We start from the raw sequence: 15,403 nt of genomic DNA on the forward strand, positions 1-15,403 counted from the left end.
AGGGGACGGACGATCAGCCCTTGTCGGCGCTCAGCGGCAGGGCTACGAAGCGCGAGCCGCGGTTGCTCTGGATCTGCATCAGCACCGCGCGGCGACCGGACTTCTTGGCATCGGTGATCGCGGTTTCGACACTGCGCACGTTGTTGACCGGCTTGCCGTTCACCGCGGTGATCACATCGCCGACGCGCAGGCCCTTTTCGCTGGCCGAGCTGCCGTCGTCCACGCCGCTGACCTGCACGCCATCGCCATCCTTGCTCGGAGCCAGGGTGAGGCCGAGGCCGGAGAGCGAATCCGGCTGGACGTCATTGTCATTCTGGTCGGCGGAAGCCTGCTGGTTGCCGAGCTTGCCCAGATGGACGGTAACGTCCTGCTCCTTGCCGTCGCGGACATAGGTGAGCTTGACGTCCGTATCCGGGCGATAGCCGGCGATCATGCGGGCGAGTTCACGCGGGCCGGCGACCGTGGTGCCGTTGACCTTAGTGATGACGTCGCCGGCCTTGATGCCGGCCTTGGCGGCCGGGCTGCCGTCCTGCGGCTCGGCGACAAGCGCGCCGTCGGTGCCCTTCAGGCCCAGGCTGTCGGCGATGTCCTTGTTGACGGGCTGGATCTGAACGCCGATCCAACCACGGGTCACCGTACCGTTCTCCTTCAGGCTGCTGACGACCTGCTGCACCGTGCTGGCCGGGATGGCGAAGGCGATGCCGACGCTGCCGCCGGACGGCGAGTAGATCGCGGTGTTCACTCCGATCACCTCGCCCTGCATGTTGAAGGTCGGGCCGCCGGAATTGCCGCGGTTCACCGGCGCGTCGATCTGCAGGAAGTCGTCGTAGGGACCGGCGCCGATGTCACGGCCCTCCGCCGAGACGATACCGGCCGTGACCGTGCCACCGAGGCCGAAGGGATTGCCGACGGCGACGACCCACTGGCCGACCTTTGGCTGGGACTGCGAGAGCTTCACGAACTTGAAGCCCGTGCCTTCCACCTTGAGAAGGGCAAGGTCGGTACGCTCGTCCGTGCCGATCAGCTTGGCCGTCAACTCGCGCTTGTCGTTGGTGACGACGGTGAATTCCTTGCCGCCCTGGACGACATGGTTGTTGGTGACGATGAAGCCGTCATCGGAAATGAAGAAGCCGGAGCCCTGCGCCATGCCGAAATGGTGCTGGCGAGGCGAGTTCTGGTGGTCACCGCCACCCTGTCCGTTACCCTGGCCATGCTGCTGGCCGAAGCGGCGGAAGAACTCGTTGAAGGGGCTGTTTTCCGGAAGGTCCGGGAAGGGAAGCGCGTTGCTGCCGCCGCCGTTTCCGCCACCACCATTGCCGCCGCCCTGATCGTCATCGTCCTGGTCGCTCGCCGAGGCTTCGTCCATGTCCGTCTTCACGCGGACACTGACGACGGCAGGAGCGACCTGTTCGACCAGACTGGAGAAGTCGGCAGGACCGGAAGGTTGAACCTGCAGCTGGTCGGCATGGGCGACCTGGCTATTGGTCATCATGATGCCGGACGCGGCGGTGCCCGCCACGCCAAGCGTCAGAACGCTCGCGAGCAGCGCGTTGCGCAGGCGTCGGGAGCGCGAAGGCGACTGGGAATTTTGATCGGTCAATGTCCTGAACTCCGGTTGAGCCGGGACCGCTCCTCGCAAGGAGCGGTCCCGATCCTGACAGGTGCGACGCCGGGGGGCAGGTGCGCCGCTCTGTGCTGATAGAGATAGGAGCCTCAGACTTACGATCCCGTGTCCCGCCGATTAATTTTGCGTAATGTGGAGGCGGCCCATGCGACGCTTCAGCCGGGCTGGTCTTCCCGGGACAGTATCCGCTCCAGCGCCGCCTCTTCCTCGGCACTCAGCGCGAGCGTTCGCGGCTGACGCCGGGGGCGGCGCGAAAGCAGGATCAGCCCGCCCACCGCGAGCACCATGATCGGCGTTCCCCAGAGGAGCAGGTTCTCCGGGCTGAAGCTCGGCTTCAGCAGCACGAACTCGCCATAACGCGCGACGAGATACTGGCGGACCTGCGCGTCCGTATCGCCGGCCTTCAGCCGGTCGCGGACAAGCATCCGGAGATCGTGGGCCAGCGGTGCGTTGGAATCGTCGATGGATTCGTTCTGGCAGACCAGACAACGCAGGCCTTCCGAAATAGCCCTAGCGCGCGCTTCCAGCGCAGGATCCGGCAGCATCTCGTTGGGCTGAACAGCGAATGCCGGAGCCGCGACTGCGCACAGAAGCGCCAGCGCGAGCAACGAGCGCCTGATCACCCCAAGCCCGATTACGCCAGCCCCGATCAAGTCGAGACCGGCTCGGCGGCAGGCTTGCGCGCCCTCGCCTTTCGCGGCGCACCGACGCGCAGCCGACGGTCGCTGAGCGAAATAACACCACCGATCGCCATGACCACGCCACCCAGCCAGATCAACGTCACCAGCGGCTTGTAATAGGCCCGCACCACAAGCGAACCGTCATCTGAACGGTCACCCAGCGACAGGTAGATCTGCGATAGCCAGATCGTCTTGAGCGCCGATTCCGTAGTCGCGCTCTGTCGCGCGGAGAAGAAGCGCTTGGAGGGCGCCATGGTGAAGCTTCGGCCATTGTCGCCGGTCACCTGGAAGCGGGAAACCTCGGCGCGGAAGTTCGGTCCCCGCCCGTTGGTCGTCTCCACATAGGTCAGCTGGTAATGGCCGAGCGGGATCGACTGGCCGGGCTTCACCGAGGTGATCGCCTCGATCTGCCATGACGAGACGAAAGTTATGCCGAGCACCGTCAGGCCAAGGCCGGCATGGCCCAGTGCCGAACCGAATGCGGATCGGGGAAGCCCCGTCAGGCGGGCGAAGCTCGTCGACAGCGATCCCCGGAAAAGCCTGGCGCGCTCCGTCAGATCGACGACGCTTCCGGCGATGAGCCAGATGCCGAGCCCTACAGCGAGGGGGGCCAGCACGCCCTTTGCTCCGGAGAGGAAGAGCGCGAGGACCACCGCGATGACGGATAGCACCATGGCGACGGCAAGGCGCTGCGCCGCTCCCTTCAGGTCACCGCGCTTCCAGGCCAGCATGGGGCCGAACGGCACTGCCAGCAGCAGCGGCACCATCAGGGGCGCGAAGGTGAGCTGGTAGAACGGCGATCCGACGGAGATCTTGCGGCTGGTCAGGGTATCCAGCGCCAGCGGATAGAGGGTGCCGACGAGCACGGTCGCCGTCGCCGCGATGAGGAAGAGATTGTTGAAGACCAGCGCTCCCTCGCGGCTGATCGGCGCGAAGATACCGCCCTGCTTCAGGCCCGGCGCACGCCAGGCGAAGAGTACGAGTGCCCCCCCGATAAAGGCCGTGAGGATCGCCAGGATAAACACGCCGCGCGTCGGATCGGAGGCGAAGGCATGCACCGAGGTCAATACCCCGGAGCGGACGATGAACGTGCCGAGCAGCGACAGCGAGAAGGTCAGGATCGCCAGCAGGATCGTCCAGATCTTCAGCGCACCGCGCTTTTCCATCACGACGGCGGAGTGCAGCAGCGCCGTGCCGGCGAGCCAGGGCATGAAGGACGCGTTCTCCACCGGGTCCCAGAACCAGAAGCCGCCCCAGCCGAGTTCGTAATAGGCCCAGTAAGAGCCCATTGCGATTCCGAGCGTCAGGAAGAGCCAGGCAAGCAGCGTCCAGGGCCGCACCCACCGCGCCCAGGCCGCGTCGATCCGGCCGTCGATCAGCGCAGCGATGGCAAAGGAAAAGGCGATGGAGAAGCCGACATAGCCGAGATAGAGCATCGGCGGATGGATCGCGAGGCCGATGTCCTGCAGCACCGGATTGAGGTCCTGCCCCTCCATCGGAGCCGGGTTGAGCCGGGCGAAGGGGTTGGAGGTCAAGAGCAGGAACAGCAGGAACGCGGTGCCTATCCAGCCCTGCACCGAGAGCACGCGCGCCCGCAGCGTGTCCGGAAGATTGGAACTGAATAGCGCGACCAGCGCCCCGAACAAGGCGAGGATCAGGATCCAGAGAAGGATCGACCCTTCATGGTTTCCCCAGACGCCCGTTATCTTGAAGAGCAGCGGGATCTGCGAGTTGGAATTCTCGTAGACGTTGGCGACGGAGAAATCCGAAGTCACGTGAACGGCGACGAGCGCGGCAAAGGCGAGCGCGACATAGCCGAAGTTCACCACTGCGACCACGGGACCGACGCTCATCAGGCGTCCGTCGAGACGGTGCGCGCCCCAGAGCGGCACGAAGGACTGCAACAGGGAAAGCGCCAGAGCGAGCACCAGCGAGTAATGGCCGATTTCGGCGAAGGACAGGTCCATCACGGCGTCTTCTCCGCTGTCTGCTTGTCACCCTCCCAGACGCCCTGCTTCTTCAGCGCGGCGGCCACTTCGGGCGGCATGTATTTTTCGTCATGCTTAGCCAGCACGTTGTCCGCGGTCACCATGCCGTTCGCATCGTAGACGCCTTCCGCCACGACGCCCTGCCCTTCGCGGAAGAGATCCGGAAGCAGGCCGGTATAGGTCACCTTGGTCTGGTGTTGCGTGTCGGTGACGCTGAAAGCGACCCGTCCATTGTCGCCGTGCTGAACGGAGCCATCCTCCACCAGTCCACCGAGCCGCACGCGCGTTCCCGGCGCGATCGGATGGGCGGCGATGTCGGAGGGAGTATAAAAGAAGACTATCTGCCCCGTGAGAGCATAGAGCACGAGTCCGACCGCGACCGCGAGAACGCCGCCCGCCGCGCCGATAAAGCTCAATCGCCTCTGCTTGCGTGTCATGGCTGGCCAAGCTCCCCAATTTTCAGGCCGAGGTCACTGGCCAAAGCGACGATCTTCTGCCGTGCGTCCTCTGCCCTCAGCGATGTCATGGCGGTGCGGACGGCCTGGGCGGCATCGTCCTGCCGGCCAAGCACGCTGTAAGCGCGGACAAGTCGCAGCCAGCCTTCCACATCGTCAGGCTGCGCATGCAGGCGATCCGCGAGGCGGCCCACCATGCCGTTGATCATGGCCTGCCGGTCTTCCCCCGACATGGAAGAGGCCGCGGCGACATCCGCTTGCGACGGACCGGGCTGTCCTTCAGCCGCGGGTGGCGCAGCCCCAGACGCAGACCCCATCGGCGGGATACCGGTGGCGGGAGCCTTGCCCTCAAGCTGGGCCAGCGACGTCTCGACGAAAGGCCGCCATGGCGCATCGGCGGGCGTATCGGCCAGGAGCTTGTTCCAGCGATCGGCAGCCGCGACCTTGTCGCCGTGCTGCTGGTCGGCAAGACCGAGATAGAAGCGGGCCTTCGGGGCTTTTGGGTCTGCCTGCAAAGCCGCATCGAACGCAGCCTTGGCATCCGCCGTAACGACGGCGCCCTGCTCCGCGACCAGAACTTCGCCAAGATTTGCCTGCCGATCCGCCGAGGAGCCGAGCACGTCGATGGCGGTGCGGTAAGCATGTTCCGCATCGGGCAAGCGACCCATGCGGACGTAGACGGGGCCGAGGATCTCCCAACCATGGCCGTCCTTCGGATCCTGCGCCAGATGCTGCTCGACACGCGCGACAAGCACGTTGATGTCGTTCGGCGCACTGGAATCGAGTCGCGCCTGCAACGGTTCGCCGGGCATGCCGGGCGAACCGAGGAGCAGGTAGAGCGGAATGGAAAGAAGCGGAATGCCGACCAGCGCCACCATGGCGATGAGGCGGCGCGGCGCCGGGCTCTCTGTCGACGCAATGGCGCGGCCGGAGCCGTGATCGGCGGCGATAAGGCGCCGCGCGATCTCAGCCCGCGCGGCTTTCGCGTCTTCCGAAGAGATTTCTCCGCGTGCTTCCTCGGTGGTGATTTCGGAAAGCTGGTCGGTGTAGACCGCGCGATCATGGCTGGCGAGTTCGCCCACATGCCCCCGTCGACCAAGCGGAATCAGCACGGCAAGCACAGCCGCCGCCGTCAGCAGGATAAGGATGATCCAGAAAAGCACGTGCCAAAACGTCCTGTTTGACGCTCGTCCTAATCCGGAAACAGACCGGCAGCAATGCGACGGAGCGCGCCGCGTGCCGGCACATCAATTATTGATCAGGCGCCAGCTTCCGTTGATCTGGCGGCAAGCCGTTCCGCTGCCGACCTGCGGCCGCCCGAGAATATAGACGGTGTGCGTGTAGCGGCGGCAGGTCAGGTCGTTGATGCGGGAGGTATCGCCCGCCACAACCTTTCCGTGGCTGTCGTCGATCGTGCTGTGCCATTCCACCGCAGAACCGCGGCTGAATTCCAGCGCGCGGAACTCCGCCGCTTCGCCCTTTGCGATGTCGTCATCGGCAAGCGTTCGGCCGACACGCTTGCCCACCAGCCCCTCAACGGTGGCGTGGGACATGCGTCCCAGTCCGACGGGCGGGTGGACGCGTCCGCAGTCGCCGCACGCACACCCTGTCAGGATCAGCCCGAAAGCGGCTGCAAGCACTTTATGCATCGAATCTCTTTCGCCCGGCGAATGCGGTCCCTATCTTGGCAGCGACCGCGCCCGCCAGCAAGCCGTGACCCCGGCGGATGGACCGAGCCGGAACGGGGTTGCCGCCCGGGGATTAGTCCGAATAATGAAGCGGCAACGCGGCGTCACCTGAGGGAGAGCACTATGGGTATGAGTTTCTGGCACGTGGCCATCGTGGTCCTGGTCGTCGTGCTTCTCTTCGGGCGAGGCAAGATCTCCGACCTGATGGGCGATGTCGCCAAGGGCGTGAAGAGCTTCAAGGAGGGGCTGGCGGACGAGCCGACGGAGCCGACCCGCATCCAGCCCCGGCAGGAAGAGACCTATGTGGTCAATCCCGAGACCAAGGTGGCCGAGCGGGCGAAGACGCCACCCACGGTCGGCTGACCTCCTGATCACTCGAAAGGTCGGCCGAGACATCCCGGCCGGTTATGGGCTTTTGCTGGACGCCGGACCTTCGGCGTCCCCCGAGGCGATCTTGCCTTGTCCCACCGGCGTTCTCGTCAGCGTCCTCAGCACGAGCATGACGACGCCGATCGCGGAGATGATCCAGCCGGCATAGGTGGCGTTCGGAATCAGATTGGCCCAGTCCAGTCCCTGCAGAGCGCCGAAGATGGCGATCAGTGCGGAGATCGTGACGGTTTTCCAGCCTTGCATGTTTCTGCTCCTGTCTTTGAAAGCTTTTTCCCGGTCACTTCGCCGAGTGGGCCTCGTTCAGCGCCTTGATCACCGCCACGTAGGCTTGCGCCGCCGTTTGCAGCGCGGCGGCGGGGCTGCTGACCGTCGTCGGATCGGCGCAGATCGCGTTAATTGCGGCCATGGCGACGGTTTCCTTCTCCATCGTCGACTTGCCCACCGTCCCCGTGGCGATGACCGTCTGGAAAGCGGCATCCGCGGTCGTGATGGCAGCGCAGGCGGTCGGCAGGTTGTCGGCGATTGCCGCGTCGATGCTGGTCGTGCTGTCGGCCGCGCAGCCTCCTGCGACCATCGCTACGCCGAGCGCCGCGAATGCGGAAAGTCTCATCGAAATGCCTCCTGAATGTCGGCTTGCCCCGCCGCGGGGATGGGATCGGGTCCGGCCGAAAGGCTCAGGCGAGCGCAGCCGGAAAGCGGTTGGCGACGGCGGTCAGCTGGCCCACGGCGGCCATGAGATCGGAGCGCAAGACGAGGTAGTCCGGGCCTTCGGGCCACGCCTTTCCGGGCGCGGGGTTAATTGGGCCGCCGAAGCTGAGATCGTTGCGCGCCATCATCGTGGCATAGTCGAGCACCCCGCTGTCGCTCGGCTGGAAGCCGGCCTGCGAGCCCACTACCCGCCGCTTCCAGCCGGTGCCGAAGGTCCGCCAGGTGCCGAGGGATTGCATGAAGGCGAGCCGATCCTCGCAGATCGCCCGGATCACGGCTTCCTCGTCCTTCCTGGCGGCGTCCTGAACCGCCGCAAGCGTAAGGTTGCCGACGACGCCGTCGGCGCCCGTCCCGACCGCCTTCTGCAAGCCCTTCACCGCCCGCGCCGGGCCGGAATTCACGGCGAAGTCGAAGACGGCGAAGTCGATCCCGGCCGGCAGGTCGTCCCCGCGGATGACGGACCAGTATCCGTCACGGTAGATCGCGCGGATCTCGGCATCGGCGATCGACGTCACGCTGCGGGTGGCGAGCTTCTGAAGCTTGCGCCAGGCATCGTAGGTACCCTGCGTCACCCCTGCCTTGGTCAATCCGCCGGGGTCGAGCCGGTGGTCAGAGACCCCGCCCTCATAGGCGAGCGTCACCCTCAGCGATGGCTCGAAATCGGCCGCTGTCATGGAAACCTCCGGGCATGAAAAAGCCCGCGCGAGGCGGGCGGGCAATAATCCGAAACAAAAATCAGCGAGACACGACGAGCGCCGCAACTAACCTGCGTGAAGCTTCGCCAACACTCCCCGTGTCCGAAGTCAGGCCATTCGCCCACCCAAAACCCTGAGTGGCCGAAGCGGCGGCAGTTGATCCATGCTCAACTGCCGCCGTCTCAATCGAGTGACCTGATGCGCGATCCGCAGCCGGAGCGGCTGGTCCGCGAGCAGCGCCGCCCGCTGCAGAAAGAACCACGGTCGACAAGAAACCTTGTCAAGGATCTGGAGCATCCCTGATCAAATCGCGAACCGCGCCTGCAGGTAGGCCATCACTGCCGCAAGATCGTCGGCATGCGCGTCGGCGAGCAGATCCGCGTTGAACACAAGCACCTCCGCCACATCTCCCGCGAGCGGATAGGTCGGCGTTTCGCTTGCGCCGAGATACATGGTCGTGTTGAAGCCCGTCGCGGTCATGGCGCCGGAGGTGACCGCACCTTCATCGAGCTTCACTCGTGCCAGCTTGTCCGCGAAATCCTGCGACCCCGCGACGACGTGGAATGCGGATGCGTCCAGCGCGGTCGGATAGGACAGGTTGCCGCTTGTGTTGCCGTTCGCGGTTTGCAGCGTGGCATTGTTGACCTGCAGAACATGCTTCGTGGCCGCCGGCACCAGATCGGTCAGGATCTGCTGCACGCCGCCTGCCGTCGATGCGAGCTTGAGCACGGCGATCTTCGTCAGGTCTCCGGAGGAAGGCAGCGCACCCGTGAAATCGAGCCGGTTGAAGACGGAGCTTGCCGCACTCCCGGCAAACCGCGCCACGGGGCGATCGTTGACGACGCCGTCCACCCATTTCGGTCGATAAGCGGCCGTCGCCTGGGCAAAACCACGGCCGTTCCCGCTCTGGTCGGTGACAGCCTGGATCAGCCCGCTGGCATCGAGCGTGACGGAGTCCTCATCGAACGTCACCCAGGAATAAAGGCTCGAAATCGCCTTCACCTTCGAGGACAGGTCCGCGATGACCGGACGGGTCGGGTCCGTGATCTTCAGCCCAGAGAGCTTGATGATTCCGATAGGCATCAGGAAACGACCTTCTTGAAAATGACGAGAGGGTTCTTGAGGACGAGGCCGGGAAAGAACCGGCTTTCCGGGACGAGACCGCCCAGCGTGCCGCCATCGTCGAAACAATTGCCCCACGCCCCGCTGTGCTTCAGCGAGCCCGGCCCGACATAGGCGTAGTCGAGCTGTCCTCCGGCATCCGCGGCGATCGCGATGTCGTAGCCGTCGCCCGGCACAAGGTCGCTGGAGAGGCTGACACCGGTGCAGATATCGCTGCCTGAGACCATGTAGCGAAAGCCGTAATGACCGCCGGGCACGGCTTCGCAGGTCTCCAGCTTCTCCCCGTTCAGCCCCGTCGCGTTGAAGAAGCCGGTCGTGTCGAAGTTCGCCCCGCCCCAGGGAACGGTGCAGGCCGCGTCTTTCCAGATGCGGACCTTCACGGTCCGGGCCGAGCGGGTCACCGTCATGTATTCGCCATAGGCGACCCAGCGCGTGCCCGTATACTCCTCCGTCAGGCGCGCCTTGAAGACGTACTCGTATTCAAGGAGGTAGCTCTGCGGCGCATAGTGGAAGCTGTTGTGCTGGGCTGTGTCGGCGTCGTCCTCCTGGTCCATCCGCAGGATGTAGCGGGGGTAGACGAGGCGGGAGATCGCGGGATTGGCGCGGACGAAGTCCAGAACCGCCTGCTGCGCCTCCGGTGTGTCGTTCTGCCCGTCCTGCGGCGTCGCCTTGTTCATGCAGGGCGCGCCCATCTGGGTGCAGGCGAGGACCGGGCCGCTCTCCTGCCCCGTCGCCGCGGTGCATTGGGCGGCGTAGGCGGCCTGCAGGCTCGCGAACATTGCCGGGATCCTGGCAATCGGCGCGGCGCAATCGATGGCCGTTCCGCTCGGCAAGGCCGCTGTCAGCGCCTGGTTTAGGGTGATCGTGGTGGAGGTGTAGCCCGCCACGATTGTGCCGGCCGGAATGGCATCCGCACCCGTGACGATCTCGCCCAGATGGCAGTTGGTCGTGGCTGCCACGATGAGCGTGGTGGACCCGGAGGCGGCATCGGCGGTGGTGGCGGTGGAGCAATATTCGCGATCGTGACCGGTGCTATGCAGCGCGATCCAGTCCGCCTTCACCGCGCCGCCATATCTGCCGGTCAGGGCGACGGCCGCGTTGATCTCCTTGACGAAGTTGCTGAAGGGGTTCTGGCCGGGCCCGACCTCGAGCGTGGACTTGCCAGGGGCGCCATGGGTGCGGACGATATAGTTTTTCCACGGCATCTTCAGACGATCGCGCCAGAGCGAGGCCCAGGCGAGGCCGCCGGCCAGCCCCGTTTCCCCCTGCTGGGAGTTCGGCACCGCATTCTCGATCGCCGGCACCAGGTCTGTGAGTTCGACCGATTGGAGCACGTTGTTGGCCGCGCCCCGCGCCCCCGTGCCGAGTTGCGGGCTCGATGACGGCGTGAAGGAAAAGCCGACATGGCGGATTTCAGCCGGCGGCACCGTGTCGATCACCTTGGGCCCGCTCTGCCCGTTGGTACCGGTCGACGTGGAATCGCCGTTGACGCCGAAGAATTCCCAGTCGAGCGGTGTGTCTCGGGGAGTGGACGAAGACGCGATGTCGCTCCGCTGCCGGTAACCCATGGTGACCGGATAGGGATTGCCGCCCCAGCCGCTCTCGATCGTCGCGGAAAAACGCGAAAGAGTTGGCGTGATCGCCTGCACCGCGAAAGGATTGTCGACGCCCTGGATCACGGAGGGATTGGGAAACAACGCCAGATCCGTCTCCAAGTCGGCCACCGCGTCGTCGGAGAGGCGGAGGAAGGCCGTGCCATCCTGCTTGAGGCCGAGCGCGACCTTTCCCTCCTCGTCCGTCAGTCCCCAGACGAAGCCGCCGGACAGAAGCGTGCCATCAGCGAATTGCTCCTCGTTGTCGCGAACGAGGTTCACCTTGCCCACGCCGTCGATACCGAGGAGCACGGTGCCGTTCTCGTCGGTAATGGCGAAGGGGAAGTCCTCCCCGGCGTCGGCGGAGCCTACGAACAGCGTCTCCGAGGCCGAAAGCACGCCATTCACGACGCCGGAGCCGTTCTTCCCCGCCGGTCCGGAAGGACCCCGGAGGCTGGCGGGAGCATCACTCCAGAACCCGGAGGCTTTCGGTGGATACAGGTTTCCGCCAGCATAGTCGAAGTAGCTGTCGAGGTCGTCACGGCCGATCGCTGCATCCGGAGCACCGGTGCCCACCAGCAGCGATCCACCCTGCTCGCCGGCTTCCCCCTCGGCGCCCGGCAGGCCGGGCACCTGCACCTCGATCAGGATCGCATCGGGCGCCTCGGTAACTTCGACGGAGATCTGCTCAGTCATCGTTCAACCCTCCCACGCCATTGATCGTCCCGGCCAGCACCACCCATTGCTCGCCGTTGCTCCAGCGGAATTCGAGTTCGTAGCTGTTGACACGCCCAGCCGGCAGCGACCGGGTTTCGGCCGCCGTGGGGAGCCAGGTGACGGTGCCGTCCTCTGCGCGGGTCAAGCCGCCGTCCTCGGTGGAATAGCGGACGGAAAAGTCGGGTCCGACGATGCTGAGGACGGCGCTGTCCCAGGTCGCGGAAACCGTCGTTGCGCCGTCCGTGATGGTGGAAAGACTGAAGCGGAGCGGCACGCTGCTGCCGCGCACGATCTCGAAATCCCTGGTTGCGGGTTGCATGGGTCCTCGTCGCGTAAGGGTTGGGGATGGCGTCATGCTGCGGTTTGCCCGTCGAGGGTCCAGACGGCGGCGGTGCCTGTGCTGTTTTCGAAGACGGCCAGCCGCGCCACGGCTTTCTGGCCGGCGGTTCTGGTATGGCCGGCATAGCTTTCCAGCGTCGCGCCGGAAGCTGGGGCGAAGGTCACCTGCCCGGCCCCGCTCTGCTTGACGGTGACGGCGAAGCCCGCCGGCGCATCGGCCGGCAGCGTCAGCGTCGTGGCGGTGGCCTTGCTGATCGAGACGAGCGAGCCGCTGTCGCCGGGGAGCAGCGTGTAATCGGCCGTGGCGGCGATCACGGGCCGCAGCAGCGCCAGCCTTGCCCGACCAGATGCGGCTTCGATGCGGATCGCCTCCGTCCAGGCCAAGCCGTCGTTCGAGACCTTGACGTGGAAATCGTCGTCGCCGGTCAGCCCCATCTCGGCGCGGCCGGAATAGCCGGTCTGGAAGAGCAGCGAAGCCGTGTCGGCGGCCGTTTCCTTGTTGACCTTGAACTGGATGTCACCGGTGCCGCCGCTCGCTGCTTCGAGCGCGGTGAAGAGGACCGCGTTGAGCTTGGCGGCGAGGAGGTTGGCATCATCCGCCGCCGTGCCGATGCCGAGCTTCGGGATCCCGGCGGCGAGCTCCGCCTCGGTGAGCGAGGCCGTGCCGGACGCGGCGGACACCCAGGCCGAACCGTTCCAGACCAGCAATGCGTTCTCGTCCTCGACCCAGACGAGCCAGCCCGCGACGGGCGCGAAGAAGGACCATGCGCCGTCGGTCCAGCTGGCAAGGTTGAGGTCTTTGCCCGCCCAGGCGCCGGTGGCATCGGCGGCGACGATATAGCGGTCGCCATCGGTTGGAGCGTCAGGCGGCGCCGTGAGGTCGCGGCTCTTGACGGCAAGCTGCACCAGCGCATCCAGCATCCCGAGCGCCTCGTTCAGGGTGACGTGCTTCTGCGCCTGCGCCGCTTCCAGAAAGGGAAGCTTCAGGTTGGTCGTCTCGGACATGGTGACTCCGTCAGAGGGAGAGAGTGGCGGTGCGGCTCTGGCCGCGCCCGAAGGTGATCGAGACCTGGACGACGGCGACGGTGAGCGTGGCCGGCAGGACATCGCCCCAGTCGGCCAGCTGGTCGGCGGCGCTGTAGAGGACGGAGGATTCGGCAGCCGACAGCGTCCGCTTGACGGAGTCGCCGCCGAGAATGTCCACTGCGTAGGCTTCGCGCTCTTCCGCCAGCGGCACCTCGATCTGCGTCCAGCTATCGCCGTTCCGCCGCGTGCGGCGGATCCAGGAGAGCGTGATGTCGCCTGTCACAGCATCGCGCCGTGCCCGGATATGCACCGGCGAGAGTGGTCGCAGCCCTACGCCTTCGAAAGCGCGCGTGGCGCTCTGGAAACTGGCGGCGGACAGATCGGCGGCAGCCGGTCCCCACTTCCAGTTGAAGGGCAACTCGCGTTCGTCCGGCACCAGCGTCGCCTGCTCGCAGGCGCTATCCAGCAGCACGATCCTCGCACCGCTGGCGACGGGATCGCGCAGCGCGCCTTCCGTCCCCGCCTGCCCGCGCAGCAGCCGGGAAAGCCTGTAAGTCTTGCTGCCCGTCAGCTCGGCATCGGCGAACTGCAAAACCTCCCATTCGCCGTCGGCATTCTCGACGCAGAGGACATTGCCGCCGTCGAAGACCAGCAGATCCTCCTTGGCGGAAAGCTGGTCGTCGTCGCCGTAAAGCCTGACATAGACCGAGTTGCCCCGATCCCAGCGGCTCGTCGGGCCGGAATAAAGCGGCGCGGTCAGTTCGCCCATGGTGGCGGGTTGCGTCAGCCGCGTGTTCAGCGCGAAGCCGGTGGCTGTTGGCGACCGATAGACAGCCACATCGCGCCAGGGGCTGGCATAGGCGGCAAGCGTTGGTGCCGCCTCCGCCTCGTTCCCCTTCAGCAACGGCAGGTCCATGAAGGCGAGTTCCGCCGGCCCGTCGGTGGTTCGAAGCCGTCTCATGCGCCGCCTCCCGTAGGTCCGTAATCGCGCAGCGCGCCGGGCTTCAGCTGGTAGACCGAGCGGTCGGTGCGCTCCGCCTCAAGGTCGCGCTGCGCCGCGTCCGAGATCGTGCTGACGCGAAGACGCCAGTCGCGACCGCCGAGGGTGAAGTCGGCGACATCGCCGGGCTCCAGCGCCAGCGCGCTCGGCGGCAGCGACAGCGTCCCCGCCTCGCGCTTGACGTAGGCTTCGATCAGCATGGCCTCGGCGAGGCCGATCGCGTCCGCCTGCTCCATGACGAAGGGCACCGAGGTGCTGGTCACCCGCGCCGATTGCGAGGAGAGCCGCCGGCCGTAAGCATTGGCCGAGCGATAGTCGGACGCCGCGTCGGTGTAGCTGAGCCGGACGGAGAGCGGCAGGTCCGTCTCCTGCGCCCGCGTCAGCTGGAAGGCTGCCGCGACCGTTCCGTCGCTGCTGTCGCTGGCCGTCACCGCGAGATCGTCCTCGGCATAGCTCACCACCGACGGCCGGTCGCGGCGGCGGAAGACGATTTGGCCTTCGCTTTCCACCCCGTCGAAGAAGAAGGCCGTGCCCAGCGCCTCGATGGCGTCTCGGGCGCTCGGCGCATCGTCCAGCACGTAGCCGGTAACAAGACCGGCGAGTTCATCGGTGTCGAAACGGGTAAAGTCCTGCCGGGACAGGATGTCGGCGATGACGAGATCCAGCGGCGCCAGCCCGGCCCGTCCGTTCAGCCAATGGCCGTAGGTCCAGTTCGGCGTGTCGCGCCAGAAATCCGACGAGGACGGGTAAAACGGAAAAGGCCGCGCATCCCAGGTCCAGATGCAGATCCGGTCGGTGTCGAGCATCGGTCCGCCATAGACAGAGGAGACCGGATTATGCCCGGCCGATGCGTCCCAATAGCTCAGCTGCGCTTCCAGGAAGGCGCGCTGGGCCAGGTCGTCGCGCCAGCCATTGGAGTAATACGGAAAGGCGCTCTCCGACGACTTGGGATCGACGAAGACATTCGGCTGGTTCGGCCCCTTGTCCGCTGCCGGACAGCCGAGTTCGGTGAACCAGATCGGCTTGGATTGCGGCACCCAGGCGGTTGCGGTGCCATTTTCCACGCCGCCCGGCCGGTCGTAATGGGGATTGGACCACCAGGAGCGGATATCCTTGAAGCGGAAAACCCAGGGCTTGCCGGCCCCGCCGTCAGTGATCGCAGCCCGGTTCTGCGCGTCGCGGTCGGCTGACGAGGCATAGTACCAGTCGAACCCCTCCCCGCCCTCGATGTTGGACTGCAGGTAATCGCGGTCGCTGATCCGCCGCATCGGCTGCCAGTCGCGGTGATCCTCGCCGTCGCGCCAGTCGGCGAGCGGCATGTAATTGTCGATGCCGACGAAGTCGATGTTGTCGTCGGCCCAGAGCGGATCGAGGTGGAA

The 15,403-nt window shown here is 65.9% G+C and carries 16 protein-coding genes; 1 reads left to right on the forward strand and 15 read right to left on the reverse strand.

Translation table 11 applies throughout. From position 1 onward, the window contains the following. Positions 1–13 precede the first annotated feature (13 nt). The 6 genes from BMY25_RS14010 to BMY25_RS14035 all read right to left on the reverse strand — a co-directional run bounded on the left by BMY25_RS14010 (position 14) and on the right by BMY25_RS14035 (position 6,300). The gene (locus BMY25_RS14010) at positions 14–1,492 is read right to left on the reverse strand and encodes a Do family serine endopeptidase (RefSeq protein WP_092497635.1); all 1,479 of its coding nucleotides are present in this window, start codon (positions 1,490–1,492) and stop codon (positions 14–16) included. A gap of 287 nt (positions 1,493–1,779) precedes the next feature. Then, on the reverse strand, positions 1,780–2,247 hold the full coding sequence (locus BMY25_RS14015; RefSeq protein ID WP_092497593.1) for a cytochrome c-type biogenesis protein: 468 nt from the start codon (positions 2,245–2,247) through the stop codon (positions 1,780–1,782). A gap of 26 nt (positions 2,248–2,273) precedes the next feature. Beyond that, positions 2,274–4,271, reverse strand: coding sequence for a heme lyase CcmF/NrfE family subunit (locus BMY25_RS14020; RefSeq protein WP_092497595.1), 1,998 nt, complete (start codon positions 4,269–4,271; stop codon positions 2,274–2,276). Then, positions 4,271–4,729 carry a cytochrome c maturation protein CcmE gene (gene ccmE / locus BMY25_RS14025; RefSeq protein WP_092497597.1) on the reverse strand — a complete coding sequence of 153 codons (459 nt, stop codon included), beginning with the start codon at positions 4,727–4,729 and terminating at the stop codon, positions 4,271–4,273. The genes BMY25_RS14020 and ccmE overlap by 1 nt, the downstream gene beginning before the upstream one ends. Further along, positions 4,726–5,910: a c-type cytochrome biogenesis protein CcmI gene (gene ccmI / locus BMY25_RS14030; RefSeq protein WP_092497599.1), complete on the reverse strand. Its 1,185-nt coding sequence runs from the start codon at positions 5,908–5,910 to the stop codon at positions 4,726–4,728. Before ccmI ends, ccmE begins: the two co-directional genes overlap by 4 nt. Before the next feature lie 84 nt (positions 5,911–5,994). Continuing rightward, the gene (locus tag BMY25_RS14035) at positions 5,995–6,300 is read right to left on the reverse strand and encodes an RT0821/Lpp0805 family surface protein (RefSeq protein ID WP_143061974.1); all 306 of its coding nucleotides are present in this window, start codon (positions 6,298–6,300) and stop codon (positions 5,995–5,997) included. Between the two features lie 258 nt (positions 6,301–6,558). Between BMY25_RS14035 and BMY25_RS21475 the strand changes: the two genes are divergently transcribed. Further along, positions 6,559–6,798, forward strand: coding sequence for a twin-arginine translocase TatA/TatE family subunit (locus BMY25_RS21475; protein WP_092497603.1), 240 nt, complete (start codon positions 6,559–6,561; stop codon positions 6,796–6,798). Positions 6,799–6,840: 42 nt separating this feature from the next. Here BMY25_RS21475 and BMY25_RS14045 read toward each other — a convergent pair whose 3' ends face one another. From BMY25_RS14045 to BMY25_RS14085, 9 genes are all read right to left on the reverse strand, one after another. Beyond that, positions 6,841–7,068 carry a hypothetical protein gene (locus BMY25_RS14045; RefSeq protein WP_092497605.1) on the reverse strand — a complete coding sequence of 76 codons (228 nt, stop codon included), beginning with the start codon at positions 7,066–7,068 and terminating at the stop codon, positions 6,841–6,843. A gap of 34 nt (positions 7,069–7,102) precedes the next feature. Beyond that, a complete protein-coding gene (locus BMY25_RS14050; RefSeq protein WP_238858340.1) occupies positions 7,103–7,435 on the reverse strand; it encodes a cell wall anchor protein in 333 nt (110 codons plus the stop codon). A 64-nt stretch (positions 7,436–7,499) separates the two neighbouring features. Beyond that, on the reverse strand, positions 7,500–8,207 hold the full coding sequence (locus BMY25_RS14055; protein ID WP_092497607.1) for a glycoside hydrolase family 108 protein: 708 nt from the start codon (positions 8,205–8,207) through the stop codon (positions 7,500–7,502). A gap of 324 nt (positions 8,208–8,531) precedes the next feature. Continuing rightward, the gene (locus BMY25_RS14060; RefSeq protein ID WP_092497608.1) at positions 8,532–9,311 is read right to left on the reverse strand and encodes a hypothetical protein; all 780 of its coding nucleotides are present in this window, start codon (positions 9,309–9,311) and stop codon (positions 8,532–8,534) included. Beyond that, entirely contained in the window at positions 9,311–11,638 is a 2,328-nt protein-coding gene (locus tag BMY25_RS14065) for a hypothetical protein (protein ID WP_092497610.1), read from the reverse strand. The genes BMY25_RS14060 and BMY25_RS14065 overlap by 1 nt, the downstream gene beginning before the upstream one ends. After that, positions 11,631–11,978: a hypothetical protein gene (locus BMY25_RS14070; protein WP_092497612.1), complete on the reverse strand. Its 348-nt coding sequence runs from the start codon at positions 11,976–11,978 to the stop codon at positions 11,631–11,633. Before BMY25_RS14070 ends, BMY25_RS14065 begins: the two co-directional genes overlap by 8 nt. A gap of 32 nt (positions 11,979–12,010) precedes the next feature. Further along, entirely contained in the window at positions 12,011–13,003 is a 993-nt protein-coding gene (locus BMY25_RS14075; RefSeq protein WP_177176865.1) for a DUF2793 domain-containing protein, read from the reverse strand. A gap of 10 nt (positions 13,004–13,013) precedes the next feature. After that, positions 13,014–13,985, reverse strand: a complete 972-nt coding sequence (locus BMY25_RS14080) for a GTA baseplate fiber-binding domain-containing protein (protein ID WP_092497616.1) — start codon at positions 13,983–13,985, stop codon at positions 13,014–13,016. After that, positions 13,982–15,403, reverse strand: a 1,422-nt coding sequence (locus BMY25_RS14085) for a glycoside hydrolase/phage tail family protein (protein WP_177176866.1), incomplete at its 5' end; no start/stop codon positions are given. The genes BMY25_RS14080 and BMY25_RS14085, both read right to left, overlap by 4 nt.

The organism is Faunimonas pinastri, from assembly GCF_900110915.1.
GTDB classification, from domain to species: Bacteria; Pseudomonadota; Alphaproteobacteria; order Rhizobiales; family Afifellaceae; genus Faunimonas; species Faunimonas pinastri.

Bases quoted from the DNA above. Each gene is read 5' to 3' on its own strand.
- BMY25_RS14010 (WP_092497635.1), bottom strand. From the start codon at position 1,492: ATGATGACCAATAGCCAGGTCGCCCATGCCGACCAGCTGCAGGTTCAA.
- BMY25_RS14020 (WP_092497595.1), bottom strand. From the start codon at position 4,271: ATGGACCTGTCCTTCGCCGAAATCGGCCATTACTCGCTGGTGCTCGCT.
- ccmE (WP_092497597.1), bottom strand. From the start codon at position 4,729: ATGACACGCAAGCAGAGGCGATTGAGCTTTATCGGCGCGGCGGGCGGC.
- BMY25_RS14035 (WP_143061974.1), bottom strand. From the start codon at position 6,300: ATGTCCCACGCCACCGTTGAGGGGCTGGTGGGCAAGCGTGTCGGCCGA.
- BMY25_RS21475 (WP_092497603.1), top strand. From the start codon at position 6,559: ATGGGTATGAGTTTCTGGCACGTGGCCATCGTGGTCCTGGTCGTCGTG.
- BMY25_RS14045 (WP_092497605.1), bottom strand. From the start codon at position 7,068: ATGCAAGGCTGGAAAACCGTCACGATCTCCGCACTGATCGCCATCTTC.
- BMY25_RS14050 (WP_238858340.1), bottom strand. From the start codon at position 7,435: ATGAGACTTTCCGCATTCGCGGCGCTCGGCGTAGCGATGGTCGCAGGA.
- BMY25_RS14055 (WP_092497607.1), bottom strand. From the start codon at position 8,207: ATGACAGCGGCCGATTTCGAGCCATCGCTGAGGGTGACGCTCGCCTAT.
- BMY25_RS14060 (WP_092497608.1), bottom strand. From the start codon at position 9,311: ATGCCTATCGGAATCATCAAGCTCTCTGGGCTGAAGATCACGGACCCG.
- BMY25_RS14065 (WP_092497610.1), bottom strand. From the start codon at position 11,638: ATGACTGAGCAGATCTCCGTCGAAGTTACCGAGGCGCCCGATGCGATC.
- BMY25_RS14070 (WP_092497612.1), bottom strand. From the start codon at position 11,978: ATGCAACCCGCAACCAGGGATTTCGAGATCGTGCGCGGCAGCAGCGTG.
- BMY25_RS14075 (WP_177176865.1), bottom strand. From the start codon at position 13,003: ATGTCCGAGACGACCAACCTGAAGCTTCCCTTTCTGGAAGCGGCGCAG.
- BMY25_RS14080 (WP_092497616.1), bottom strand. From the start codon at position 13,985: ATGAGACGGCTTCGAACCACCGACGGGCCGGCGGAACTCGCCTTCATG.